Source organism: Saccharibacillus sp. CPCC 101409, assembly GCF_030518235.1.
Classification (GTDB): Bacteria; Bacillota; Bacilli; order Paenibacillales; family Paenibacillaceae; genus Saccharibacillus.
The window spans coordinates 13,324-31,997 of record NZ_JAULSA010000009.1; the positions used below are offsets into that span (position 1 = coordinate 13,324).

Genomic DNA, 18,674 nt, shown 5'->3' on the forward strand with positions numbered 1-18,674 from the left:
CCGGACAAATCGTTCCGGTATCGTCCGGGTATATATTTGTATCGACATGTAACTTTACTTATAGAACGGGATTCGTATCGACAAGGAGAGGAGAACCCGGATGAATATTATGTTTGCAAGCCATACCTATATGGGAAGCCCGTTCGTGGTCGGCTCCCATCATCTGTCCAGGGAGATGGAAAAGCTGGGCCATTCGGTGATCCACGTGAGCACTCCGCTCAGTCCTTTCCACCTGCTGAAATGGAAAGACCGCGATATTCAGGCGCGTTTTCGCATCCTGCAGGGCAAGAAGGTCGATACATCGGCTGTCGTCAACTCGGTGCCGATGTCTTTGCTGCCCTGGGAGATAGCGGGTCCGATCTTCAAGCGCACCCATAAGAATTGGATGCTTCCTTCTATTAAAAAAGTAATGCGCGAAGGCGGCATGGAATCGGTCGATCTGCTGCTGATCGACCAGCCGCGCTTCGTCGGCCTGGAGAAATTGGTGTCGCCGAGAGTCACCATTTACCGGCCGACCGATATTTACAGCAAAATGACCGGCGACGCTTCGATCGCTTCGGCGGAGCAGACGCTCATGTCCGTCGTCGACGGGCTGGTTTCCACTTCCGGTCCCGTTCTGTCGGAGCTGCAGGAATACAATCCGGCGGTGCCGACGCTGCTGCTGGAGAACGGAGTGGAGTACGACCACTTCTCCGCGCCCGTGGAAGAACCGGACGATCTCAAGCCGATCCCGGGACCGCGGGCTGTTTACGTAGGAGCGCTCGACGAACGGCTGGATCTCAAAGGTCTCAAGCTGCTTGCGGAGCAGCTGCCCGAAGTCAGTCTGGTCATTATCGGTCCGGTGAACGACGAAACCAAGCGCGACTTTGCGCAGTTCGCCAACGTGCACTTTCTGGGCGCGAAAAAGTATGCGACGGTGCCGGGATATCTTCAGCACTCGGATATCGCCCTGCTGCCGCTCAGCAATCACGCCGCCAATGCGGGCAGAAGCCCGATGAAGCTGTACGAGTATGCGGCCGCCGGCCTGCCGGTCGTCGTAACCGAGACGCCGGAGTTGCTGCGCAGACAGGAACGGTTTCTGCATTTCTATCGGGGCAGCGAAGACCTGCCGCGCACGGTCAAGGCGGCGCTGGAAACGAATCCGGACCGGATCGCGATCCGCGACATGGCCAAGAAGCACGCCTGGGAAACGAAAGTAAACACGCTGCTGGATTTTATCGACAACTTATAGATACAGACAAGAAAAAGGAGTGGCGACATGTCTTCGTTAAAATCCAAAGGGATCAAGGCGGCGAAGTGGTCTACCATTGCCACGGTCGTCACCATCGTGATCCAGCTGCTGCAGCTGGTCGCGCTGTCCCAACTGCTTACGCCGGTCGAATACGGCCTGATGAGCATGACGATGGTCGTCGTGGCCGCCGCGGTCAATCTGACCGACGTGGGAATCTCGAACGCCATCATTCAGCGTCAGGACGTGACCCGGAATCATCTGTCGAGTCTCTACATATTGAATCTGGCCACAGGCGCTTTTATTGCGGCCGTTATTTTCTTCTCGGCTCCGCTCGTCGTCTGGTTCTACAACGAACCGCAGCTGCTGAATCCGGTCCGCCTGATGGCGCTGCTGTGTCTGCTGCCGGCGCTCGGCCAGCAGTTCGAAGTACTGTTTCGCAAAGAACTGAAATTCGACAATATTGCGAAAATTCAAATCGTTTCGTATTTTGTCGGGTTCCTGCTCGCCGTCGGCGGAGCGGCGGCCGGCTTCGGCGTATACGCGCTCGTGCTGTCCAATCTGGGCAACGCGCTTGTCAAGTCGGTTATGCTGATGATTCAGGGCTGGAAAAAGTGGACGCCCGCGCTGCATTTTGCCAAAAAGGATCTGAAAGGGTATCTGAGCTTCGGCGTGTATCAAATGTCGTCCAACGTGATCCAGTCGCTGATGTCGAATATCGACTATATCATTATCGGGCGTTTATATAGCGCACAGGTTCTCGGTTACTATTCGTTCGCGTTCCAGCTCTGTACAATGCCGGTACTCAAGCTGACTCCGCTGATCAATACCGTCAGCCTTCCGCTGTATGCCAAAATGCAGGACAATATCGAGCGTCTTCGCAGCGGCTATATCAAAACGATCGCGCTCGTCAGCTATCTCAACGCCCCGATCTACCTGGGGCTGCTCGTAACGGCCCCCGTCCTCGTTCCGTTTATCTTCGGCGCGAAATGGGAACCGAGCGTCCCTCTGATTCAAGTGCTTGCCGTAGCGATGCTGATCCGCTCCCTGATCGTTCCGATCCAGCCGCTGCTGCAGTCCAAAGGACGCACGGACATGTACTTCCGCTATACGCTGATGGGCATGTGCGTGCAGGTGCCGGGGCTTGCGCTGGGAACCTACTGGGGAGGGATCATGGGCACGTGTATCGCTTATGTGGTCATCCAGTTTATCCTGCTGATTATCCAGTACAACTACGCCATGCGGCGGACGATCGGCTCCTGTTTGCCGGACTATCTGCGCAGCATGGCGCCGGGACTCGCCTACGGCATGATCATGGTCGGCGGCGTGCTGGTCATCAATTATTTGTCCGTCGCGGTCTTCTCGCAGGAAGCGAATTTTATTATCCAGGTTGCGGTCGGAGCATTGATTTATATCGCGGTTATGTTTCTTTTTAACAAAGAATTGTTTCAAAACATCAAGAATCGGCTTATAAGTAAAACTAAGTTAGCAAAATGACCGGCACAAGGTTAATTATCCTAACATTCAGAATTAAGGGAGGGCATCATCAATGAGTACAGTCAAAAAAGCGATCATCCCGGCCGCGGGGCTTGGAACAAGATTCCTGCCGGCAACGAAGGCGATGCCTAAAGAAATGCTCCCGATCGTAGACAAACCGACGATCCAGTACATTGTGGAAGAAGCGATCTCTTCCGGAATCGAAGATATCATTATCGTAACCGGCCGCAGCAAGCGGGCGATCGAAGACCACTTCGACAAGAACATCGAGCTGGAAGCGGACCTGGAAGAAAAAAATAAAGAAGAACTGCTCAGCATCGTTCGCGAAGTGACCAACCTGGTCGAAATCCACTGCGTCCGCCAGAAAGAACCGCTGGGTCTCGGACACGCCATCTGGTGCGCACGCAAATTCATCAACAACGAACCGTTCGCCGTGCTGCTCGGCGATATGATTATCGACAGCGAAGTCCCGTGCCTCAAGCAGATGATGGACGAGCAGGCACGCACCGGCGGCAACATGATCGCCGTCGAAGCCGTTCCGTGGAAAGATGTCAGCAGCTACGGCGTCATCAAAGGCGACAAGTTGACCGACAACCTGAACCTGATTACGGATCTCGTCGAGAAGCCGAAAGTCGATCCGCCGTCCAACCTGGCGATGATTGGCCGCTATATTCTCGAACCGGAAATCATGAATATTCTGGAACATCAGACGGCGGGCGTAGGCGGGGAAATTCAGCTGACCGACGCGCTCAAACAGCTGGCTCAGCTGTCGCAGATGTACAGCTTCCGCTACGACGGCACCCTGTACGACGTGGGCAGCAAACTGGGTTACCTCAAAGCCAACGTCGATTTCGCGCTCAAACGCGAAGACCTCGGCAGCGACCTGAGAGACTACCTGATCGAATCGCTGATCGGCGATCCGGCCGCAGCGGAGAAGAAAGACAACCTCAAGATCGTATAACACCGGAATCGTACACACAAGAATCTGCAAAGCAAGGGTATCAGGGACCTTGCAAGAATCAACAGACGACGACATCACATTATAAATCGACAGAATTGAGCGAATGGAGGGGCTTGCATGAGATTGGTACTTTTGTCCGGAGGTTCGGGCAAGCGGCTGTGGCCGCTGTCCAACGACGCCAGATCGAAACAGTTTCTGAAAGTGTTGGAGAATGAGCACGGCGAAATGGAATCGATGGTTCAGCGGGTTTGGGGGCAGATCAAAGGCGCCGGCCTCGCCGAATCGACCGTTATCGCGACCAGCAAGATGCAGGTGGAGATTCTGCAAAATCAGCTGGGCAGCGTACCGATCATCACCGAGCCGGAACGCCGCGATACGTTCCCGGCGATCGCGCTGGCCGCTTCCTATCTGTATTCGCAAAATGTGGGCCTGGACGAGACGGTGTGCATTCTGCCGGTCGATCCTTACGTCGACGACCGTTTCTTCGACCGGCTCGAGGGTCTGGACAGCGCGCTGCATCAATCCGGCGCGAAGATCGCGCTGATGGGCGTGAATCCTACATACCCGTCTTCCAAATACGGTTACATCGTCCCGGAAGAAGGCGGCGGCAGCGATTACAAACGCGTCTCGCGCTTCACCGAGAAGCCGAGCGAAGACCGCGCGGAGCGTCTGATCCAGCAGGGCGCGCTGTGGAACTGCGGCGTGTTCGCGTTCAAGCTGAGCTATATGATGGACAAGCTCATTCGCGAAGGTCTGCCGATGCAGTACGAAGAGCTGCTCGCCCGCTATGCGACGCTTGAGAAGATCAGCTTCGACTACGCGGTAGTCGAGAAAGAAGAGCATATCGCGGTAATTTCGTACGACGGCTACTGGAAAGACCTCGGCACCTGGAATACGCTGACTGAGAATATGGGCGTCAAGCAGATCGGCAAAGGCACGATCAGCGAAGATTCGCCAAATACCCACCTCATCAACGAGCTGGATATTCCGGTCACGATCATCGGCATGCCCGATGCGGTCGTCGCGGTCAGCCCGGACGGCATTCTCGTATCGGACAAAGCGGCAAGCCCGCGGGTCAAGGAACTGGCCGAAGCCGCCGATCGCCCGATGTACGAAGAGCGCCGCTGGGGCTGGTACCGCGTGCTCGATTATTCCAAGTTCGAGGACGGCACCGAAGTATTGACCAAAAGAATCGGCGTACAGGCCGGCAAGAACCTGGGCTACTGCAAGCACATGCACCGCACGGATACCTGGACGATCATCAGCGGCGAAGGCGTGCTGGTCAAAGGCGATACGATTACCCGCATCTTTGCGGGCGATGTCGTAACGGTTGAACCGGGCACTTACCACTGCTTGAAAGCTTTCAGCGATATGGAATATATCGAAGTGCAAAAAGGCGAGGTCGTACAGGAAGAAGACTTCGAAGAAATGTTCAGCAGCTGGCAGGAAATCGAAAGCCACTGCAAGCGCCAGGAAGCGGTCGGACGCCGCGGCGCCCTATGAAACGCGGGGCCAAGATCGTAATCTCCGCCGTCGCCGCTTTGACGGTCGGCGTCGGAGGTTACGCCTACTCGCTTTATCGTCCGGTCGTGGATACGATGGAATCGATTTACGAGCCGCTGGCTTCGGAAACGACGATCGGAAGCGCGGGTCCCGATGTTGAAGGGGGGAGCCTGACCGCTTCCCTCGGCGTTTCCGGCGCCCGGGAGGCGGCGCAGGAACTGCCGGCCGATCTGAGCGAGAACAAACCGTTCAATCTGCTGGTGCTGGGCGTCGACGAACGTGAAAACGATATCGGCCGTTCCGACGCTATTATGCTGCTGGCCGTCAATCCCCAGAAACATTCGGTGCTGATGTTCAATATTCCGCGCGATACCCGCACGGAAATTGTCGGCAAAGGAAAAACAGACAAAATCAATCATGCTTACGCGTTCGGCGGCGTGGATATGTCGGTGGATACGGTCGAGAATTTTCTCGACGTGCCGGTCGATTACTACGTCAAAGTCAATATGGAAGGTCTCGAACGCATTATCGATATTCTCGGCGGCGTAACGGTGGACAATCCGTTTCAGTTCGATTTCGAGCATATCGCATACGACAAAGGACCGATCGAATTGAACGGTCACGAAGCGCTGATGTATTCGCGAATGCGCTACGACGATCCCAAAGGCGATATCGGCCGCAACGAGCGGCAGCAGCTGGTGCTGTCCGCGCTGATCGACAAAGGCAAAAGCGTTTCCAACATCACCAAGCTGAATTCGATCCTCGGCGCGGTCAAAGACAATGTCAAAACCAATCTGACCAAAGACGATATGCTGGACATCGTCACCAAATACCGGACTCAGATCGAGACGGTGGACAAAGACGAGGTACAGGGCAGTGGCAAGCGCATCGACGGTATTTACTACTATATGGTCGACGACGCGGAGAAGGAGCGCATTCATGCGGAACTGACGCGGCAGCTGCAAAGCGGCGAATAAAGAATGAAGGAGAGCGGACGGAAATGGCAGTCAATTTATTTTTTGTTCCCCATCAGGACGACGAAGCGTTGACGTTCGGAGCGGCGATCCGCAATCATCTGGACGCTGGCGACGAATGCCATGTGATCTTGTATACGGACGGCTCGGCTTCCAATGTGTTCAAGCAGCTGAACGGGGAGATCCGCAGCAGCCTGTACAAAAAGATACTCGACCCGAAGCTTGAAGGCTATACGCCGCTGGACCGGACCGATCTGACCCGCTGCCGGAACGACGAGTTTCTGCGTTCGTGCCTGGCGCTGGGACTTCCGGTGGAGAACGTGCATTTCATGCAGGATATGCAGGACGGCACCACGACGGTGGAAGATTGCGAAGAACTGATTCGTTCGTTTACCGACCGGTATCACGGAGCTCGGGTCAAAACGTTCACCGATCTGGGCGGCAATCACCGCGATCATGCCAATATGGGGACGGCGGGGCTGAATTTGTACCGGCAGGAGAAGATCGCCGATCTGCGTCTGTACGTCGAACCCTACAATCTACGCCAGGCGAAAAAAGCGAAAAAAGGTCTCCAGCTACATAAAGAGCGTCCGGGACGCAGCAAGCAGTATGTGGTCGCTTCGCTGAGCGAATACAAGAAATGGAATCCGGCGCTGGAACAGTTTGCGATCGGTTACCACTCGGTCCGCAAGGAAATCGACGCGGTGATCGCCAATCCGGTGTCTTACTACCATAAGCCTTATTGAAATTAAAAAAATTCTGCGAAAAGGGAGATGCGAACGGATGGGGAAGATTTTGATCGTAGGCGGACAAATGGAAAACAAGGGCGCGCAGGCGATGACTTTTACGGTGATCAACGAGATCAAGAAACGTTATCCCGATAAAGAAATACTGGTCAACTGCGTCGATCCGGACCGGGGGTACGCCTTCGATATCGTCAAGATCGGCAAAAAACTGAAAATCGAAATGCTGGGCGGTTTGTTCGGCACGCTGGGCAAACTGATTCCGGGCGCCAACCATGTCAACGTCACGCGAGCCGATATGGAGCGCATTATGAAAGACACCGACATGATGATCGATATCAGCGGCTTTGCTCTCTCTTCGCAGTTTACGATCCGCCATTCCGTGAACTATCTGGTCAACATCATGCTGGCCAAGCGCTATAAGGTGCCGATGGTGCTGATGCCCCAATCGTTCGGACCGTTCGATTACGAAAGCAAATACAAATCCGTCATTATGGCGCTGATCAAAAAGTACATGACTTATCCGACGCATATCTATGCGCGCGAAGACGAAGGCATGCAGTTCCTGAGCCCTTATACGACCGGCAACCTCAAGCGTTCGGTCGACCTGGTGCTGCAGGGCAGCAGCGAATACAATCTCGACGTTCTGTTCAAGCCGGGCGCGTATCAGCCGAATCCGGGAGTGATCGTCAAAGACAACTCCGCCGCGATCGTGCCGAACGTCAAAACGATGAAGTACGGTTCGCGCGAAGATCTGCTGCAGGCGTACGGCAAAATGACCGATCATCTGCTGAAGCGCGGCATGAACGTTTATCTGCTGCGGCATTCGACGGAAGATCTGGAGATCTGTAAAGGCATCAAACAAAATTATCCGGACGACGAACGGGTGGTCCTGCTCGAAGAAGAGTACGACTGCATCGAAATTCATCATATTCTGAATCAGTTCCAGTTCATTATCGCATCGAGATATCACTCCATTATTCACGCCTACAAGAACGGCATTCCGGTGCTGGCGCTGGGTTGGGCGACCAAGTACCAGGAGCTGCTGGGACGTTTCGGACAAAAAGAGTATATGTTCGACGTGCGCGATCTGAGCCATGTGGAGCGGGATATCGAAAGCAAAATCGACCGGATGATCGAACACCGCGGCGCGGAATCGGGAAAGATTTCCGACGTGCTGGCGGAGATTCAGAGCCGCACCATTTTCAGCGAGGTATTCGGAGAGCTTCCGGCTGCGCAAAGCGCGAGCGGACGGGACCTGGACCCGCTTGAAGACGCCACGCTGCAAATCGGCTGATTGAAGGTAAAAAAGATCGGAATCGAAGCCGAACAACCGCAGGGGGCTGCGCAGGAAAACCTTTACCGACCTTCAAGCCGGGGCGATAAAGGTTTTTTTGCGCGCCGAGACAAAAAAGGCGGATTGGGCGGCGAATTTTATGCTACTCTTACAACGTTGATTGAGGAAGGGGAGCAAAAGGAATGCAGCAGTTATTTATCGGAGAAATTCCGCTCAGCGACGGGACGGTCGCGTCGGTAATGCTGTCGGAATCGGAGGCAAGGGTGGAATACCGTCTCTGGGACGGCAAAAGGGCTTTGTTTCGCTTTACAGGCGTAGCGGGGACGATCGACCGGAACTCGGCGGGACAGGAGATCGAAGCGCTGGAGACGTCCTCAATCCGGTCTGCGGGCGATCCGTTTGTGGAAGGGCTGCTGCAGGAGCGTCCGCAAAACCGGACGGCCGAGCTTCAGCGCTTTGCGTTTATCGGTTCGTGGACCATGCAGCCCGTGCTTGAAATCTTTGCGGAAAGCGTAGAAGCGGAACGGGCGTACGGAGTTTGAAACGACATGTAAAAAAGTGGTTTTTATGAACAAAACTACACGGGATTCCGGCGTTTAGGACCTCTCAAAAGCGGTTATTAACTCATTACGAAAACCCGCAGCGATATCCCAAACGCATGTTCACACAGGTTGATTTCCGAACTTTAAAGGAGATGGAGCGCATGTCAATCGACCGTTTCATTTGGACCAAGCTGAGCCGTGCTACCGACGAACAAACCAAACAAAATCTGGCCAAACTGCTGGCCATCCGTATCCGTAAGGCGGAAAGCGCCGAGAAACCGCGCCGGCTGACTTCTTGAAACAGCCGCGCATACAAAAGAGGTTCCTCGCGGAACCTCTTATTCGGCTTTTAAGCCCGCCGCGGCTTCTTCGCATTCTTCTGTTTGTTCTACGGCTTCCGCCGTCGGGTCGGTCTGCCGCGGTTCTTCGATCCAATCGTCCGACCAGCCTTGAATACATTCGATCGTAGACTGCAGAGCGCGTCCTTTGTCCGTCAGCTCGTATTCGATCCGCACCGGCGTCTCCGCATACACATGCCGGATCACGATGCCTTCTTTCTCGAGATCCTTGAGCCGTTCCGAAAGCAGTCTTCCGCTGACGGGAAACGCCGATTGAATATTGCAGAATCGCTGCGGGCCGGTAAGCAGCCGGTAAATGATCAAGCCGTTCCAGCGCTGCGACAAAATTTGCATGCCTCGTTCGAATCTCGGACAAACCGTTGAATCTTTCATTGTTGTCACCTCCGGGCTTTCCTCGGGAAAGTTGCTGCACAAAATGCCTTTATCTACTTAATTATATCACGAATCGGCCGCCTATGCGCTTTCGCCCGTTATTTTGTATAATCGGAAACGGGTTTTTGGGCTTTTTCTTTTTTGCATAGATCTTCAAAAAGAGTCGAACATTGACGAAATGGGAGAGAAAGCCTTACGATTGGTTTGCAACCATCTCCCTGTTGAAGAAAGAAGGTCCGTCGATGAATATTTTAGATGCGCTGACTCAAAGTATCCCTTATCTCAGAAAGCTGATTAACGCGGAAGCGATGATCGCTTTGACCGACACCCGACAGTTCGTGTTTTATTCGCCGGCTGCCAATCTGGATTTCGGATTGACTCCCGGAAAGCCGATTCCGTCCAACGATCCCAATTTGCAACAAGCGCTGCGCGGTGAAAGTTCCGCGGCGCGGATTCCCGCGTCGGTGTACGGAACCGAAGTCGACGGTCAGGGGCTGCCGGTATTCGACGAAGAAGGGCAGCTGGTCGGTGCGATCATGGTCGCCTATACGCCGCAGACCGAGAATTTCCTGCAGGGCTTCCGGCAGCGGATCGAAGAAGTCAGCCGCTCGCTGACCGATTACGTATCTTCGATCGCCGCGCAGTCCCAGCAGCTTGCGGCCGCCACGACGGAGATTAAGGAAAACTCGGGCCGCGCGGTAACGGATGCCCGCGAAGTCAACAAAGTCACTTCGTTTATCCGCGAAATTTCGGAACAAACCAATATGCTCGGATTGAACGCCGCGATCGAAGCGGCGCGCGTCGGCGAGCAGGGCGCGGGATTCCAGATCGTGGCGAGCGAAGTGCGCAAGCTGTCGGTGGATACGAAAAAAGCGACGCAGAACATCGAACTGGCGCTGAACAACGTGCAGAGCAGCATCCTGCGCATGGAGCAGGAGATTACATCGATCTCCGACGCTTCCAACGAGCAGGCGCAGCTGCTGGGCGAATTCAGTTCGCTGACCGATCGTCTTAACGAGCTGAGCCGGGAATTTTCCGACTTTACGCGCCAGGTGCTGGGAGAAGGCGCGAAGTAAAAAGAACGGCTCGGGCCGGTAAGAGCCGCTTGTTTGCGCTGCTGCGCATACGAAAAAAGACATTCCGTCCGAACCGGAATGTCTTTTTATGTACCTCGGGAAAAGCGGATCAATACAGGGACAATGCCAGTGTATCGCTTTCGCGATACGAGTGCAGGATCGCTTCGGAGCCTACGATTTCGATACTGATCAAAGAACCGATACATTTTTTGAGCGCTCTTTTGCCGTTGGAGAGCTTATTATCTAATGCGCCGGTCAGCAGTCTGAGCATTTTCTGAGCGGGTTGTGTATTCTCGGCGTCAATGTAAACGGGAACCAGTTTTTCTTGAACTGTAATCGTCGTTTTCACTATACTCACCTCATCGTTTATTTGTTCGTGATTTTATTATAAACTTGCTTCCTTAAAAACAAATTAAAAAACGCTTAAATTTCATCGTAATGTTTACTATTTTTAAGGTTTTTTCTGAAAAAAAGCCGACATCCCTCCCGCACCGCATGTGTTGACCTCGTATCCGGCCAAATTTACTAGTTGTTTACCCGCGTTATCCCCTGTATGAAAACCTTTTTGCGGTGAATATTTAACCGATTTCCGAAAAATCCCCGAAAAATTGCAAAATGATTAAAAAGCGCGCGGTTTGGGGTAATAAATACCCTGATTGGGGCAGCTGTCTAGCTTCCTTGAAAAGTATATCATCCACAGCCCAATTCGATAAGGAGGGACTTTATGTCGGCAACACGTTTTGAAGGCAGAACCGTAATTGTAACCGGCGCCGGATCGGGAATCGGACGCGCCGCCGCGCTTAAATTCGCGAGCGAGGGCGCCAATGTGGGGCTGTTCGATCTCGATTCGGAGCGGGCGGAATCGGTGCGCGGAGAAGTGGAGGACATCCGCCGCGGAGCGGGACTCGTATGCGTGGTGGACGTTTCCGATCCGCTGACGATGGAACAGTCTTTCAACGCGGTCGTCGAACGCTTCGGCGGTCTCGACGCGGTATTCGCCAACGCCGGCATCAACGGCGCGAAAGGACCGATCGAGCATATGGAACTGGCCGAGTTCCAGAGAACGATCGACGTCAATCTGGGCGGAATGTTCCTGTCCGTCAAGCTGGCTGTTCCCCATATGAAAAAGCGCGGCGGAGGCAGCATCGTGATTACAAGCTCCGTCAACGGCAACACCCGCTTCTCCAGTATCGGCATGTCGCCGTACAGCACCTCCAAAGCCGGACAGGTCGCGTTCGCCAAAATGGCCGCCCTGGAGCTGGCGCGTTACAAGATCCGCGTCAACGCCATCTGTCCGGGCGCGATCTCGACCAATATCGACGAAACGACCGACGAGCACGATCTGGCCGACGAAATCGCGATTCCGCTGGAGTTCCCGCGCGGCGGCGATCACCCTCTGGCCGGCCGCCACGGCCTGCCGGAAGAAGTCGCCGACCTGGCCGTATACCTGGCTTCCTCCGAAGCCCGGCACGTGACCGGGGCTTCGATTACGGTGGACGGGGGAGAATCTTTGTTGTTCTGAGCGCGTTTGGGGCCGCTCGCCGGATTCCGGCCTATCGCTCCGTCGTTTCCCTACGGGAAGCCAAAGTCGCTCCAGTCCGGAATCCGGCTCGCTCACCGCGAACGCGAGGGAAGGGTGGGCGGCTGCTTCGCAGACCGCGAGACAAAGAAAGCGCGAGACAAAGAAAGAATGATTGATTATGAAGACCTGTCCTTTTGGACGGGTCGGATTGTCGAGAAACGATTGGATGTAACCCTAATACTTTGTCCCGGATGAAGGTAAGGTTACGCTTGGCTGAGATTCGTACCTGACCCGTGCGTGTATGAGGTCTCCGGCGGAATCGCACTTGAACCGTGTGCCTTTCAGCCAAGCGTAAACCCGCTATTTGAAAGGTGACAAAGTACTTTGACAGGAAGGTTTGATTGAGAGGAAATATCGGGGAAGGGCTGGAGAAATAAAGCGAGCGGCACGACGAATATAAAATAGCTGCGTATAGCCCCTTATTCAGGCTTAATTTTACGTTTTGGAGAAAATAACGTCGCTCATACAATTATTTTGAGCTTTTTCGCTTCCATTCGGTCTTTGGCTCCCAAATAAGTGTACCTGCGTCGCTATTTGAAGAAAACGAAGCATTTCGTCTCAAATAAGTGCACCTGCGCCGCTATTTTTCGTAGGGAACCTTATCCGCCTTTCTTGACACCCTGACCTGTCCTTTTGGACAGGTCTTTTCAAGCATTTTAGCAAAAATCAAAAAGAAGAAAAGGAAAGCGGGATCGGGTATAATGGAACGACAAATTGCATGCGGGAGGGGTACGGATGGCCTGGATGTCGTGGCTGGCGGAACAGAAGATCGAAGAAGCGATGCGAAACGGGGAATTCGACGATCTGCCGGGTAAAGGGAAGCCGGCGCCGCCCGACGATCTGTCGGGCGTGCCGGAAGAATTGAAAGTCCCGTACAAGATATTGAAAAATGCGGGCATGGTGCCGGAGGAAATTACGCTGCGCAAAGAGTGTCTGGAGCTGGAAGACCTGCTGGCGGCGTGCGAAGCGGGAGAAGAACAAGAATCGCTGAAAGGAAGACTGACGGCGAAAAAACTCAAGTTGAGAATGGTCGAAGAAGAAAGAGGCTGGAGCGGGGGCGTTTATTCGCAGTACGCGGATCGAATCCGGGACCGGCTCGGAGATTGAGGATAACGAGAATAAGGGTTCGAAAAATAAAAGGTTCGGCTGCCGCGTCCGATCGAGGTTTAATGCCTCGAAAAGCGGGGCCGCCGAAATAAAAAAGAAAGACAAGCCTAACCGAAGAATCGGCGCGCAGCCGGCGGGTGTCGACGATTAAGCGGCCGTTTGAGTTTGGACTTAGATGTCGGGTACGTCGACAACCACGGGCTGACGCGGAATCATGGACAGGTCGAACGAGCGGACCAGCTCGGAAGCTTTGACGGGCTCCGGGCGGTCGATCAGACCGCTGACGTAAGCAAGCCAGCCCACAAGGCGCTCCGGGGCCGTGCCGCGTTCCCGGTAAGCGGAAATTGCGATGCCGCCGTGGCGCTTGGCCAGGCGTTTGCCGTCCGGTCCGTTCAGCAGCGGCACGTGCAGGAAAGCCGGCGGCGCAAGATCCAGCGCTTCGTACAGCAGAATCTGCCTCGGCGTGGAGTCGAGCAGGTCGGAGCCGCGCAGCACATCGGTAATGCGCATATCGGCGTCGTCCACCACGACGGACAGCTGATACGAGTACAGCCCGTCGGCCCGGCTGATGACAAAGTCGCCGCCGCTGCCGGGCGGGAAAACCTGCGGTCCGGCGATACCGTCGGCAAAACGGACTTCCCGTCCCTCCGGCAGCGCAAAACGCAGGGATGGGTCTTTACGCCGCGCTTTCTCGGCCCGTTCGGCGGCGGTCAGATGCCGGCAGGTGCCGGCGTAGGATGGGCCTTCCGACGACAGGCCGTGCGGAGCGCTGGCCGAAGCGAGAATATCGGCCCGGCTGCAGTAACACGGGTAGATATGGCCGGAAGCCTGCAGCCGTTCGAGCGCGGCGGCATACCGCTCCATGCGTTCGCTCTGGGTATAGGGAGCGTACGGGCCGCCGACGTCGGGCCCTTCGTCCCAATCGAGTCCGAGCCAGCGCAGATCGAGCAGGGCCAGCTCAGCCCATTCGCCCCGCGAGCGGGCTGTGTCGATATCTTCCATGCGCAGCACGAATTCGCCGCCCAACGCGCGCATATGCAGCCAGGACAGCAGTGCCGTCCGCGCGTTGCCCAGGTGCATCTTGCCGGAAGGGGTGGGCGCGAAGCGTCCTCTGTTCATGATTATGCACTCCTTTGATTGAGACAAGTCGCTAACTTTTCATATATATGCAATTATACGCTACATCCCGGCCGGGCCCAAATGATTCGCGGCGGCGGATCGGTTATGACGGCGTCCGCGAACTTCCGCGCAATACGATAATAAGGAGAATAACTGCAATGAATACGGAATATAACGGGCATACAGATAGAAAAAAACCTCCGCTCGGCAGCCTGCCCGAGCAGGCGGGCCGCGGCGCGTTTGCCGGAAGTCTTCCGGTCGACGAAGCGCTGCCGCTGTTGAAGAAAAGTCTGGCGGACAATAAGCCGGCGATCCTGATCGCGCAGCCCGGCGCGGGCAAAACGACGAGAGTGCCGCTTGCGCTGCTCGGCGAACCCTGGCTGGAAGGGCGGAAGATCCTGATCCTGGAACCCCGGCGGCTGGCCGCCGTATCCGCGGCGGATTATATGGCCGAGTCGCTCGGCGAGCGGACCGGCGAAACGGTCGGCTACCGGATCTCGCTCGACAGCAAATCGGGCGCGCGCACCCGGATCGAAGTGGTGACGGAAGGCATCCTGACCCGGATGCTCCAATCCGATCCTTCGCTGGAAGAAGCCGGCCTTGTGATCTTCGACGAGTTTCACGAACGGAACTTGCAGGCCGATCTCGGCCTGGCGCTGGCGCTGCAAAGCCGCGCCGTGCTGCGCGAGGATCTGCGCATCCTGGTGATGTCGGCGACGATCGATCCGCAGCCGGTAAGCCGCGTGCTCGGCGGGGCCGAAGTCATTCGCAGCGAAGGGCGTGTATTCCCGGTGGAAACGGTCTACGCCGCGGGTCCGCGCTCGGCGCCGCTTGAGCGCCGCGCGGCCGACGCGGCGCGGCGCGCCTGGAGGGAGACGGAGGGAAGCATCCTCGTCTTCCTGCCCGGGGTGCGCGAGATCGGGCGCGCCCGCGAAGAACTGCTGCGCGGCGAGCGGCTGCCGGGCGCGGAGATTCTGCCGCTGCACGGCGGCCTCGGCCGGGAAGAGCAGCGGCGGGCGGTGAACGCTTCCGCCGAAGGCCGGCGGAAGATCATCCTTTCGACCTCGCTGGCGGAGTCCAGCATTACGGTCGAAGGCGTGACGGCCGTGGTGGACAGCGGCCTGATCCGCACGCAGACCTTCTCGCCGCGGACCGGCATGTCGCGGCTCGTTACGCTGACGGAGTCGCTGGAGTCGGCGGATCAGCGGCGCGGCCGCGCGGGCCGTACCGCTCCCGGCGTCTGCTACCGGCTGTGGAGCCGGGAGGAGGAGGCGGGCATGCCGGCCGCGCGGGCGCCGGAGATGCTGCAAAGCGATCTCGCGCCGCTGGCGCTCGAACTGGCCGCCTGGGGCGCGGCCAATCCGGCGGAGCTGGATTGGATCGACATGCCGCCCGAAGCCGGCTACGCCGGCGCGCTGGAACTGCTGCGCCGGCTGCATGCGCTGGACGAGGCCGGCCGGATCACGGCCGAGGGCCGCGCGATGAGCGCGCTCGGCGTGCATCCGCGCCTTGCGCGCATGATTCGCCGCGCTCTGGCGCTCGGCCTGGGCGAGACCGCCTGCGACCTGGCAGCCCTGCTGCAGGAGCAGGCCGCCGCGCCCGCGCCTTCCGGCGGCGCGGTGACCGACGCCGTCTCGCTGCTGCCGCGGCTCGCCGCGCTGCAAAGCGCTTCCGCCCGCGGCCGCTCCGGCGCGCGCACGCCGGAAGAACGCGCCGCGGAGCGCGCGGCCCGGCTGCGCCGGATCGCCGGGCTGCCGCCCGGCCCGGGCAAAGCTTCGCCGCAGCGGGCGGGGCTGCTGCTGGCCTTCGCTTTCCCGGACCGGGTAGCCCGGCGGCGGGGAAGCGGCCGCTTTCTGCTCAGCGGCGGACGCGGCGCGTACGTGCCCGAGCGCGAACTGCTCTCGCGCGAAGAATATCTGGTCGCCGCCGATATCGACGACCAGGGCGCCGAAGGCCGCATCTGGCTCGCCGCGCCGCTGGAGCCCGGGGACCTGGAAGAATTCGCCTCCCTGGAAGGCGAGGAAGAAATCCGCGTCGAGTGGGACGACGAACGCGAAGCGGTATCCGCGCTGCGCGTCCGGCGCATCGGCGCGGTGATCCTGAGTTCGTCGCAGGCGGCTTCGCCGGGCGAGGAAGACGTCGCCGCCGCTCTGCTCCACGGCATACGCCGCAGCGAAGGCCGTCTGCTGCCGTGGACCAAAGAAGCGCGCGAGCTGCAAAACCGCATGATCTTTATGCACCGGGCCGACGAAGCATTCCCGGCTTCGGACGACGCGTCGCTGCTGGCGGATATGGAAAACTGGCTGCTGCCCTTTGTCTCCGGCATCCGCAGCGGGAATCAGCTCCGGAAGCTGGAGCTTGCGCGGCTGCTGGAACAGCGCCTGAGCTGGGAACAGCGGCGGCGGCTGGACACCGAAGCGCCGACGCGTTTGGGCGTTCCGAGCGGATCGCGGATCGCGATCGATTACAGCGATCCCGAGCGCCCGTTTATCGCGGTCAAGCTGCAGGAGATGTTCGGGCAAACGGACACGCCCCGCATCGGAGGCGGCCGGATTCCGGTCACGGTGCAGCTGCTGTCGCCGGCAAGGCGGCCGGTGCAGATTACGGCCGACCTGGCGAACTTCTGGCGCGAAACGTATTTCGAAGTCAAAAAAGACCTGAAAGGCCGCTATCCCAAGCACTATTGGCCCGACGATCCGTCGATTGCCGAAGCGACGCGGCGCGTTCGCCCGAAATCGTAAAATCGCCCGGCGTACGGGCCTATCTTCCAGGCGGAGAAAGCGATCCGGCGTTTCGTACAGCCTTTACAGGGTAATAATGTGCGAACACACATCCAATTCATCCTTGAAGGAGGATTTTCGCATGGCTAAGAAAATTGTGGGCGTATTCGAGAACGAACGGGAAGCTTCTCTGGCCATTCAAAACTTGCAAAGCCAGGGATTCACTTCGGATGAAATTTCGGTAGTGGCAAAAGACCGTGACGATCTGAGAGCGATAGACGAAGAAACGGGTACCAAAGCGCCGGAAGGACTGGCGGCCGGAGCGGCGACAGGCGGCGTGCTGGGCGGCGTAACCGGCCTGCTGGCGGGCGTGGGCGCGCTGGCGATTCCGGGCATCGGGCCGATCCTTGCGGCCGGCCCCCTGGCGGCGACGCTGGCCGGGCTTGCGGTGGGCGCCGGAGCGGGCGGTCTGGTCGGAGGCCTGGTGGGACTCGGAATCCCGGAAGACGAAGCGAAAGAATACGAAGGCTATCTGGATCGCGGCAATATCCTCGTGCTGGTGGACGAAGACCAGCGGAGCGGCTCCGTATACAATTCGTTCCGCGATAACCGGTCGCTGAACGCGAACCGCTACCACCTGACGGAAGAAGGGTACGACAATCGGATGAGCACGGGAGAAACCGTCAATCCCGCGCTCGACAATACGAGAATCAACAATGCCGATCCTGCGCTCGGCGCGCTGGGCGAGCAGGAGACCCGGCGTTCGACGATCAACGACGCGTCCGAGCCCGCGGATACCGTGTTCCCGCCGCGGGGCGACCGCCGTATCTGAATCGGCGCATGCCCCCGGCCGCCGGTCGGTTCAGCAGAAGACGATACCGAATGAAGCGGTGGACGGCAAAGGGAGAAGCGCTTCGGCGCTTCTCCCTTTTTATATCCGCTGCTCGCGCCGGAAAAGGGGAGAACGAATATGCAAAACACGGATTTCGGCGATATCGGCGAAGGACTGCGCAGACTGGACGCCGGAAACGCGCGCCAGCGGGAGATTGCCGGGATGCTGGGCGAAGCGGAAGTGCTGGAACGGCTTGCCGCTTATCGTCCGGCGTTGGCCGGAACGCTGCCGATCGGAATCGATATTCCCGGCAGCGATGTCGATGTGCTGTGCGAGGTTTACGATCACGCGGCTTTTCTGGAATACGCGCTGCGAATATTTGGGGAATGCGAAGGCTTCGAACGTTACCATCGCAGTGTGGACGGCGTCGAACGCTCGGTCGTGCGTTTTTGGCTGAGCGGCCTGCCGATCGAGCTGTTCGGCCAGGCGCGGCCGACAGCCAAGCAGAACGGTTTTCGGCATATGCAGGTCGAACGCAGGCTGCTGGAACTGGACGATCCGCAAGCGGCCGCGCAAATCCGGGCTTTGAAGCGCGGCGGCCGCAAAACAGAGCCGGCTTTCGCCGAATTCTACGGTTTGAAAGGCGATCCTTATGCCGAACTGTACCGGTTGTCGCTGATGCCGGATCACGAACTGCTCGAATTGATTCGTAATAAAAAATAATTTCAACATATGAAAAATTCAAAATAGAAAATCAGTCCT

At 57.3% G+C, this 18,674-nt stretch carries 18 protein-coding genes; 15 read left to right on the forward strand and 3 right to left on the reverse strand.

Annotated features, from left to right (window positions below; all coding sequences use genetic code 11):
- Positions 1–100: 100 nt before the first annotated feature.
- From QWJ34_RS18080 to QWJ34_RS18120, 9 genes are all read left to right on the forward strand, one after another.
- Positions 101–1,231 (forward strand): glycosyltransferase, encoded by a 1,131-nt coding sequence (locus QWJ34_RS18080; protein ID WP_302729979.1) that lies wholly within the window; start codon positions 101–103, stop codon positions 1,229–1,231.
- Positions 1,232–1,258: 27 nt separating this feature from the next.
- The gene (locus tag QWJ34_RS18085; protein ID WP_302729981.1) at positions 1,259–2,725 is read left to right on the forward strand and encodes an MOP flippase family protein; all 1,467 of its coding nucleotides are present in this window, start codon (positions 1,259–1,261) and stop codon (positions 2,723–2,725) included.
- 52 nt (positions 2,726–2,777) lie between these two features.
- The gene (gene galU / locus QWJ34_RS18090; RefSeq protein WP_302729982.1) at positions 2,778–3,686 is read left to right on the forward strand and encodes a UTP--glucose-1-phosphate uridylyltransferase GalU; all 909 of its coding nucleotides are present in this window, start codon (positions 2,778–2,780) and stop codon (positions 3,684–3,686) included.
- Positions 3,687–3,803: 117 nt separating this feature from the next.
- Positions 3,804–5,189, forward strand: a complete 1,386-nt coding sequence (locus QWJ34_RS18095; RefSeq protein WP_302729983.1) for a sugar phosphate nucleotidyltransferase — start codon at positions 3,804–3,806, stop codon at positions 5,187–5,189.
- Positions 5,186–6,166, forward strand: a complete 981-nt coding sequence (locus QWJ34_RS18100; RefSeq protein WP_302729984.1) for an LCP family glycopolymer transferase — start codon at positions 5,186–5,188, stop codon at positions 6,164–6,166. The genes QWJ34_RS18095 and QWJ34_RS18100 overlap by 4 nt, the downstream gene beginning before the upstream one ends.
- Before the next feature lie 23 nt (positions 6,167–6,189).
- A complete protein-coding gene (locus QWJ34_RS18105; protein ID WP_302729985.1) occupies positions 6,190–6,909 on the forward strand; it encodes a PIG-L family deacetylase in 720 nt (239 codons plus the stop codon).
- Positions 6,910–6,946: 37 nt separating this feature from the next.
- The gene (locus QWJ34_RS18110) at positions 6,947–8,203 is read left to right on the forward strand and encodes a polysaccharide pyruvyl transferase family protein (RefSeq protein WP_302729986.1); all 1,257 of its coding nucleotides are present in this window, start codon (positions 6,947–6,949) and stop codon (positions 8,201–8,203) included.
- Positions 8,204–8,385: 182 nt separating this feature from the next.
- Entirely contained in the window at positions 8,386–8,745 is a 360-nt protein-coding gene (locus tag QWJ34_RS18115; RefSeq protein ID WP_302729988.1) for a hypothetical protein, read from the forward strand.
- 161 nt (positions 8,746–8,906) lie between these two features.
- Positions 8,907–9,044, forward strand: coding sequence for a hypothetical protein (locus tag QWJ34_RS18120; RefSeq protein WP_302729990.1), 138 nt, complete (start codon positions 8,907–8,909; stop codon positions 9,042–9,044).
- A 39-nt stretch (positions 9,045–9,083) separates the two neighbouring features.
- On the opposite strand, the gene QWJ34_RS18125 is transcribed toward QWJ34_RS18120, so the two are convergent.
- Positions 9,084–9,476, reverse strand: coding sequence for a winged helix-turn-helix transcriptional regulator (locus QWJ34_RS18125; RefSeq protein WP_302729992.1), 393 nt, complete (start codon positions 9,474–9,476; stop codon positions 9,084–9,086).
- A 242-nt stretch (positions 9,477–9,718) separates the two neighbouring features.
- Between QWJ34_RS18125 and QWJ34_RS18130 the strand changes: the two genes are divergently transcribed.
- Positions 9,719–10,552, forward strand: coding sequence for a methyl-accepting chemotaxis protein (locus tag QWJ34_RS18130; protein WP_302729993.1), 834 nt, complete (start codon positions 9,719–9,721; stop codon positions 10,550–10,552).
- A gap of 109 nt (positions 10,553–10,661) precedes the next feature.
- Here QWJ34_RS18130 and QWJ34_RS18135 read toward each other — a convergent pair whose 3' ends face one another.
- Complete coding sequence (locus QWJ34_RS18135) at positions 10,662–10,901, reverse strand: hypothetical protein (RefSeq protein ID WP_302729995.1); 240 nt, start codon at positions 10,899–10,901, stop codon at positions 10,662–10,664.
- A gap of 375 nt (positions 10,902–11,276) precedes the next feature.
- On the opposite strand from QWJ34_RS18135, the gene QWJ34_RS18140 reads away from it, so the two are divergent.
- Together QWJ34_RS18140 and QWJ34_RS18145 are read left to right on the forward strand one after the other, a co-directional pair.
- Complete coding sequence (locus tag QWJ34_RS18140; protein WP_302729997.1) at positions 11,277–12,074, forward strand: SDR family oxidoreductase; 798 nt, start codon at positions 11,277–11,279, stop codon at positions 12,072–12,074.
- Positions 12,075–12,869: 795 nt separating this feature from the next.
- Positions 12,870–13,241 carry a DnaJ family domain-containing protein gene (locus QWJ34_RS18145; protein WP_302729999.1) on the forward strand — a complete coding sequence of 124 codons (372 nt, stop codon included), beginning with the start codon at positions 12,870–12,872 and terminating at the stop codon, positions 13,239–13,241.
- A 171-nt stretch (positions 13,242–13,412) separates the two neighbouring features.
- Here the strand turns inward: QWJ34_RS18145 and gluQRS are convergent, their stop codons facing one another.
- Positions 13,413–14,360, reverse strand: a complete 948-nt coding sequence (gluQRS, locus tag QWJ34_RS18150) for a tRNA glutamyl-Q(34) synthetase GluQRS (RefSeq protein ID WP_302730000.1) — start codon at positions 14,358–14,360, stop codon at positions 13,413–13,415.
- 158 nt (positions 14,361–14,518) lie between these two features.
- Between gluQRS and hrpB the strand changes: the two genes are divergently transcribed.
- The 3 genes from hrpB to QWJ34_RS18165 all read left to right on the forward strand — a co-directional run bounded on the left by hrpB (position 14,519) and on the right by QWJ34_RS18165 (position 18,635).
- A complete protein-coding gene (gene hrpB / locus QWJ34_RS18155; protein ID WP_302730001.1) occupies positions 14,519–17,101 on the forward strand; it encodes an ATP-dependent helicase HrpB in 2,583 nt (860 codons plus the stop codon).
- A 121-nt stretch (positions 17,102–17,222) separates the two neighbouring features.
- Positions 17,223–17,912: a general stress protein gene (locus tag QWJ34_RS18160; RefSeq protein WP_302730002.1), complete on the forward strand. Its 690-nt coding sequence runs from the start codon at positions 17,223–17,225 to the stop codon at positions 17,910–17,912.
- Positions 17,913–18,050: 138 nt separating this feature from the next.
- On the forward strand, positions 18,051–18,635 hold the full coding sequence (locus QWJ34_RS18165; RefSeq protein ID WP_302730003.1) for a DUF4269 domain-containing protein: 585 nt from the start codon (positions 18,051–18,053) through the stop codon (positions 18,633–18,635).
- The last annotated feature ends 39 nt before the right edge of the window (positions 18,636–18,674 follow it).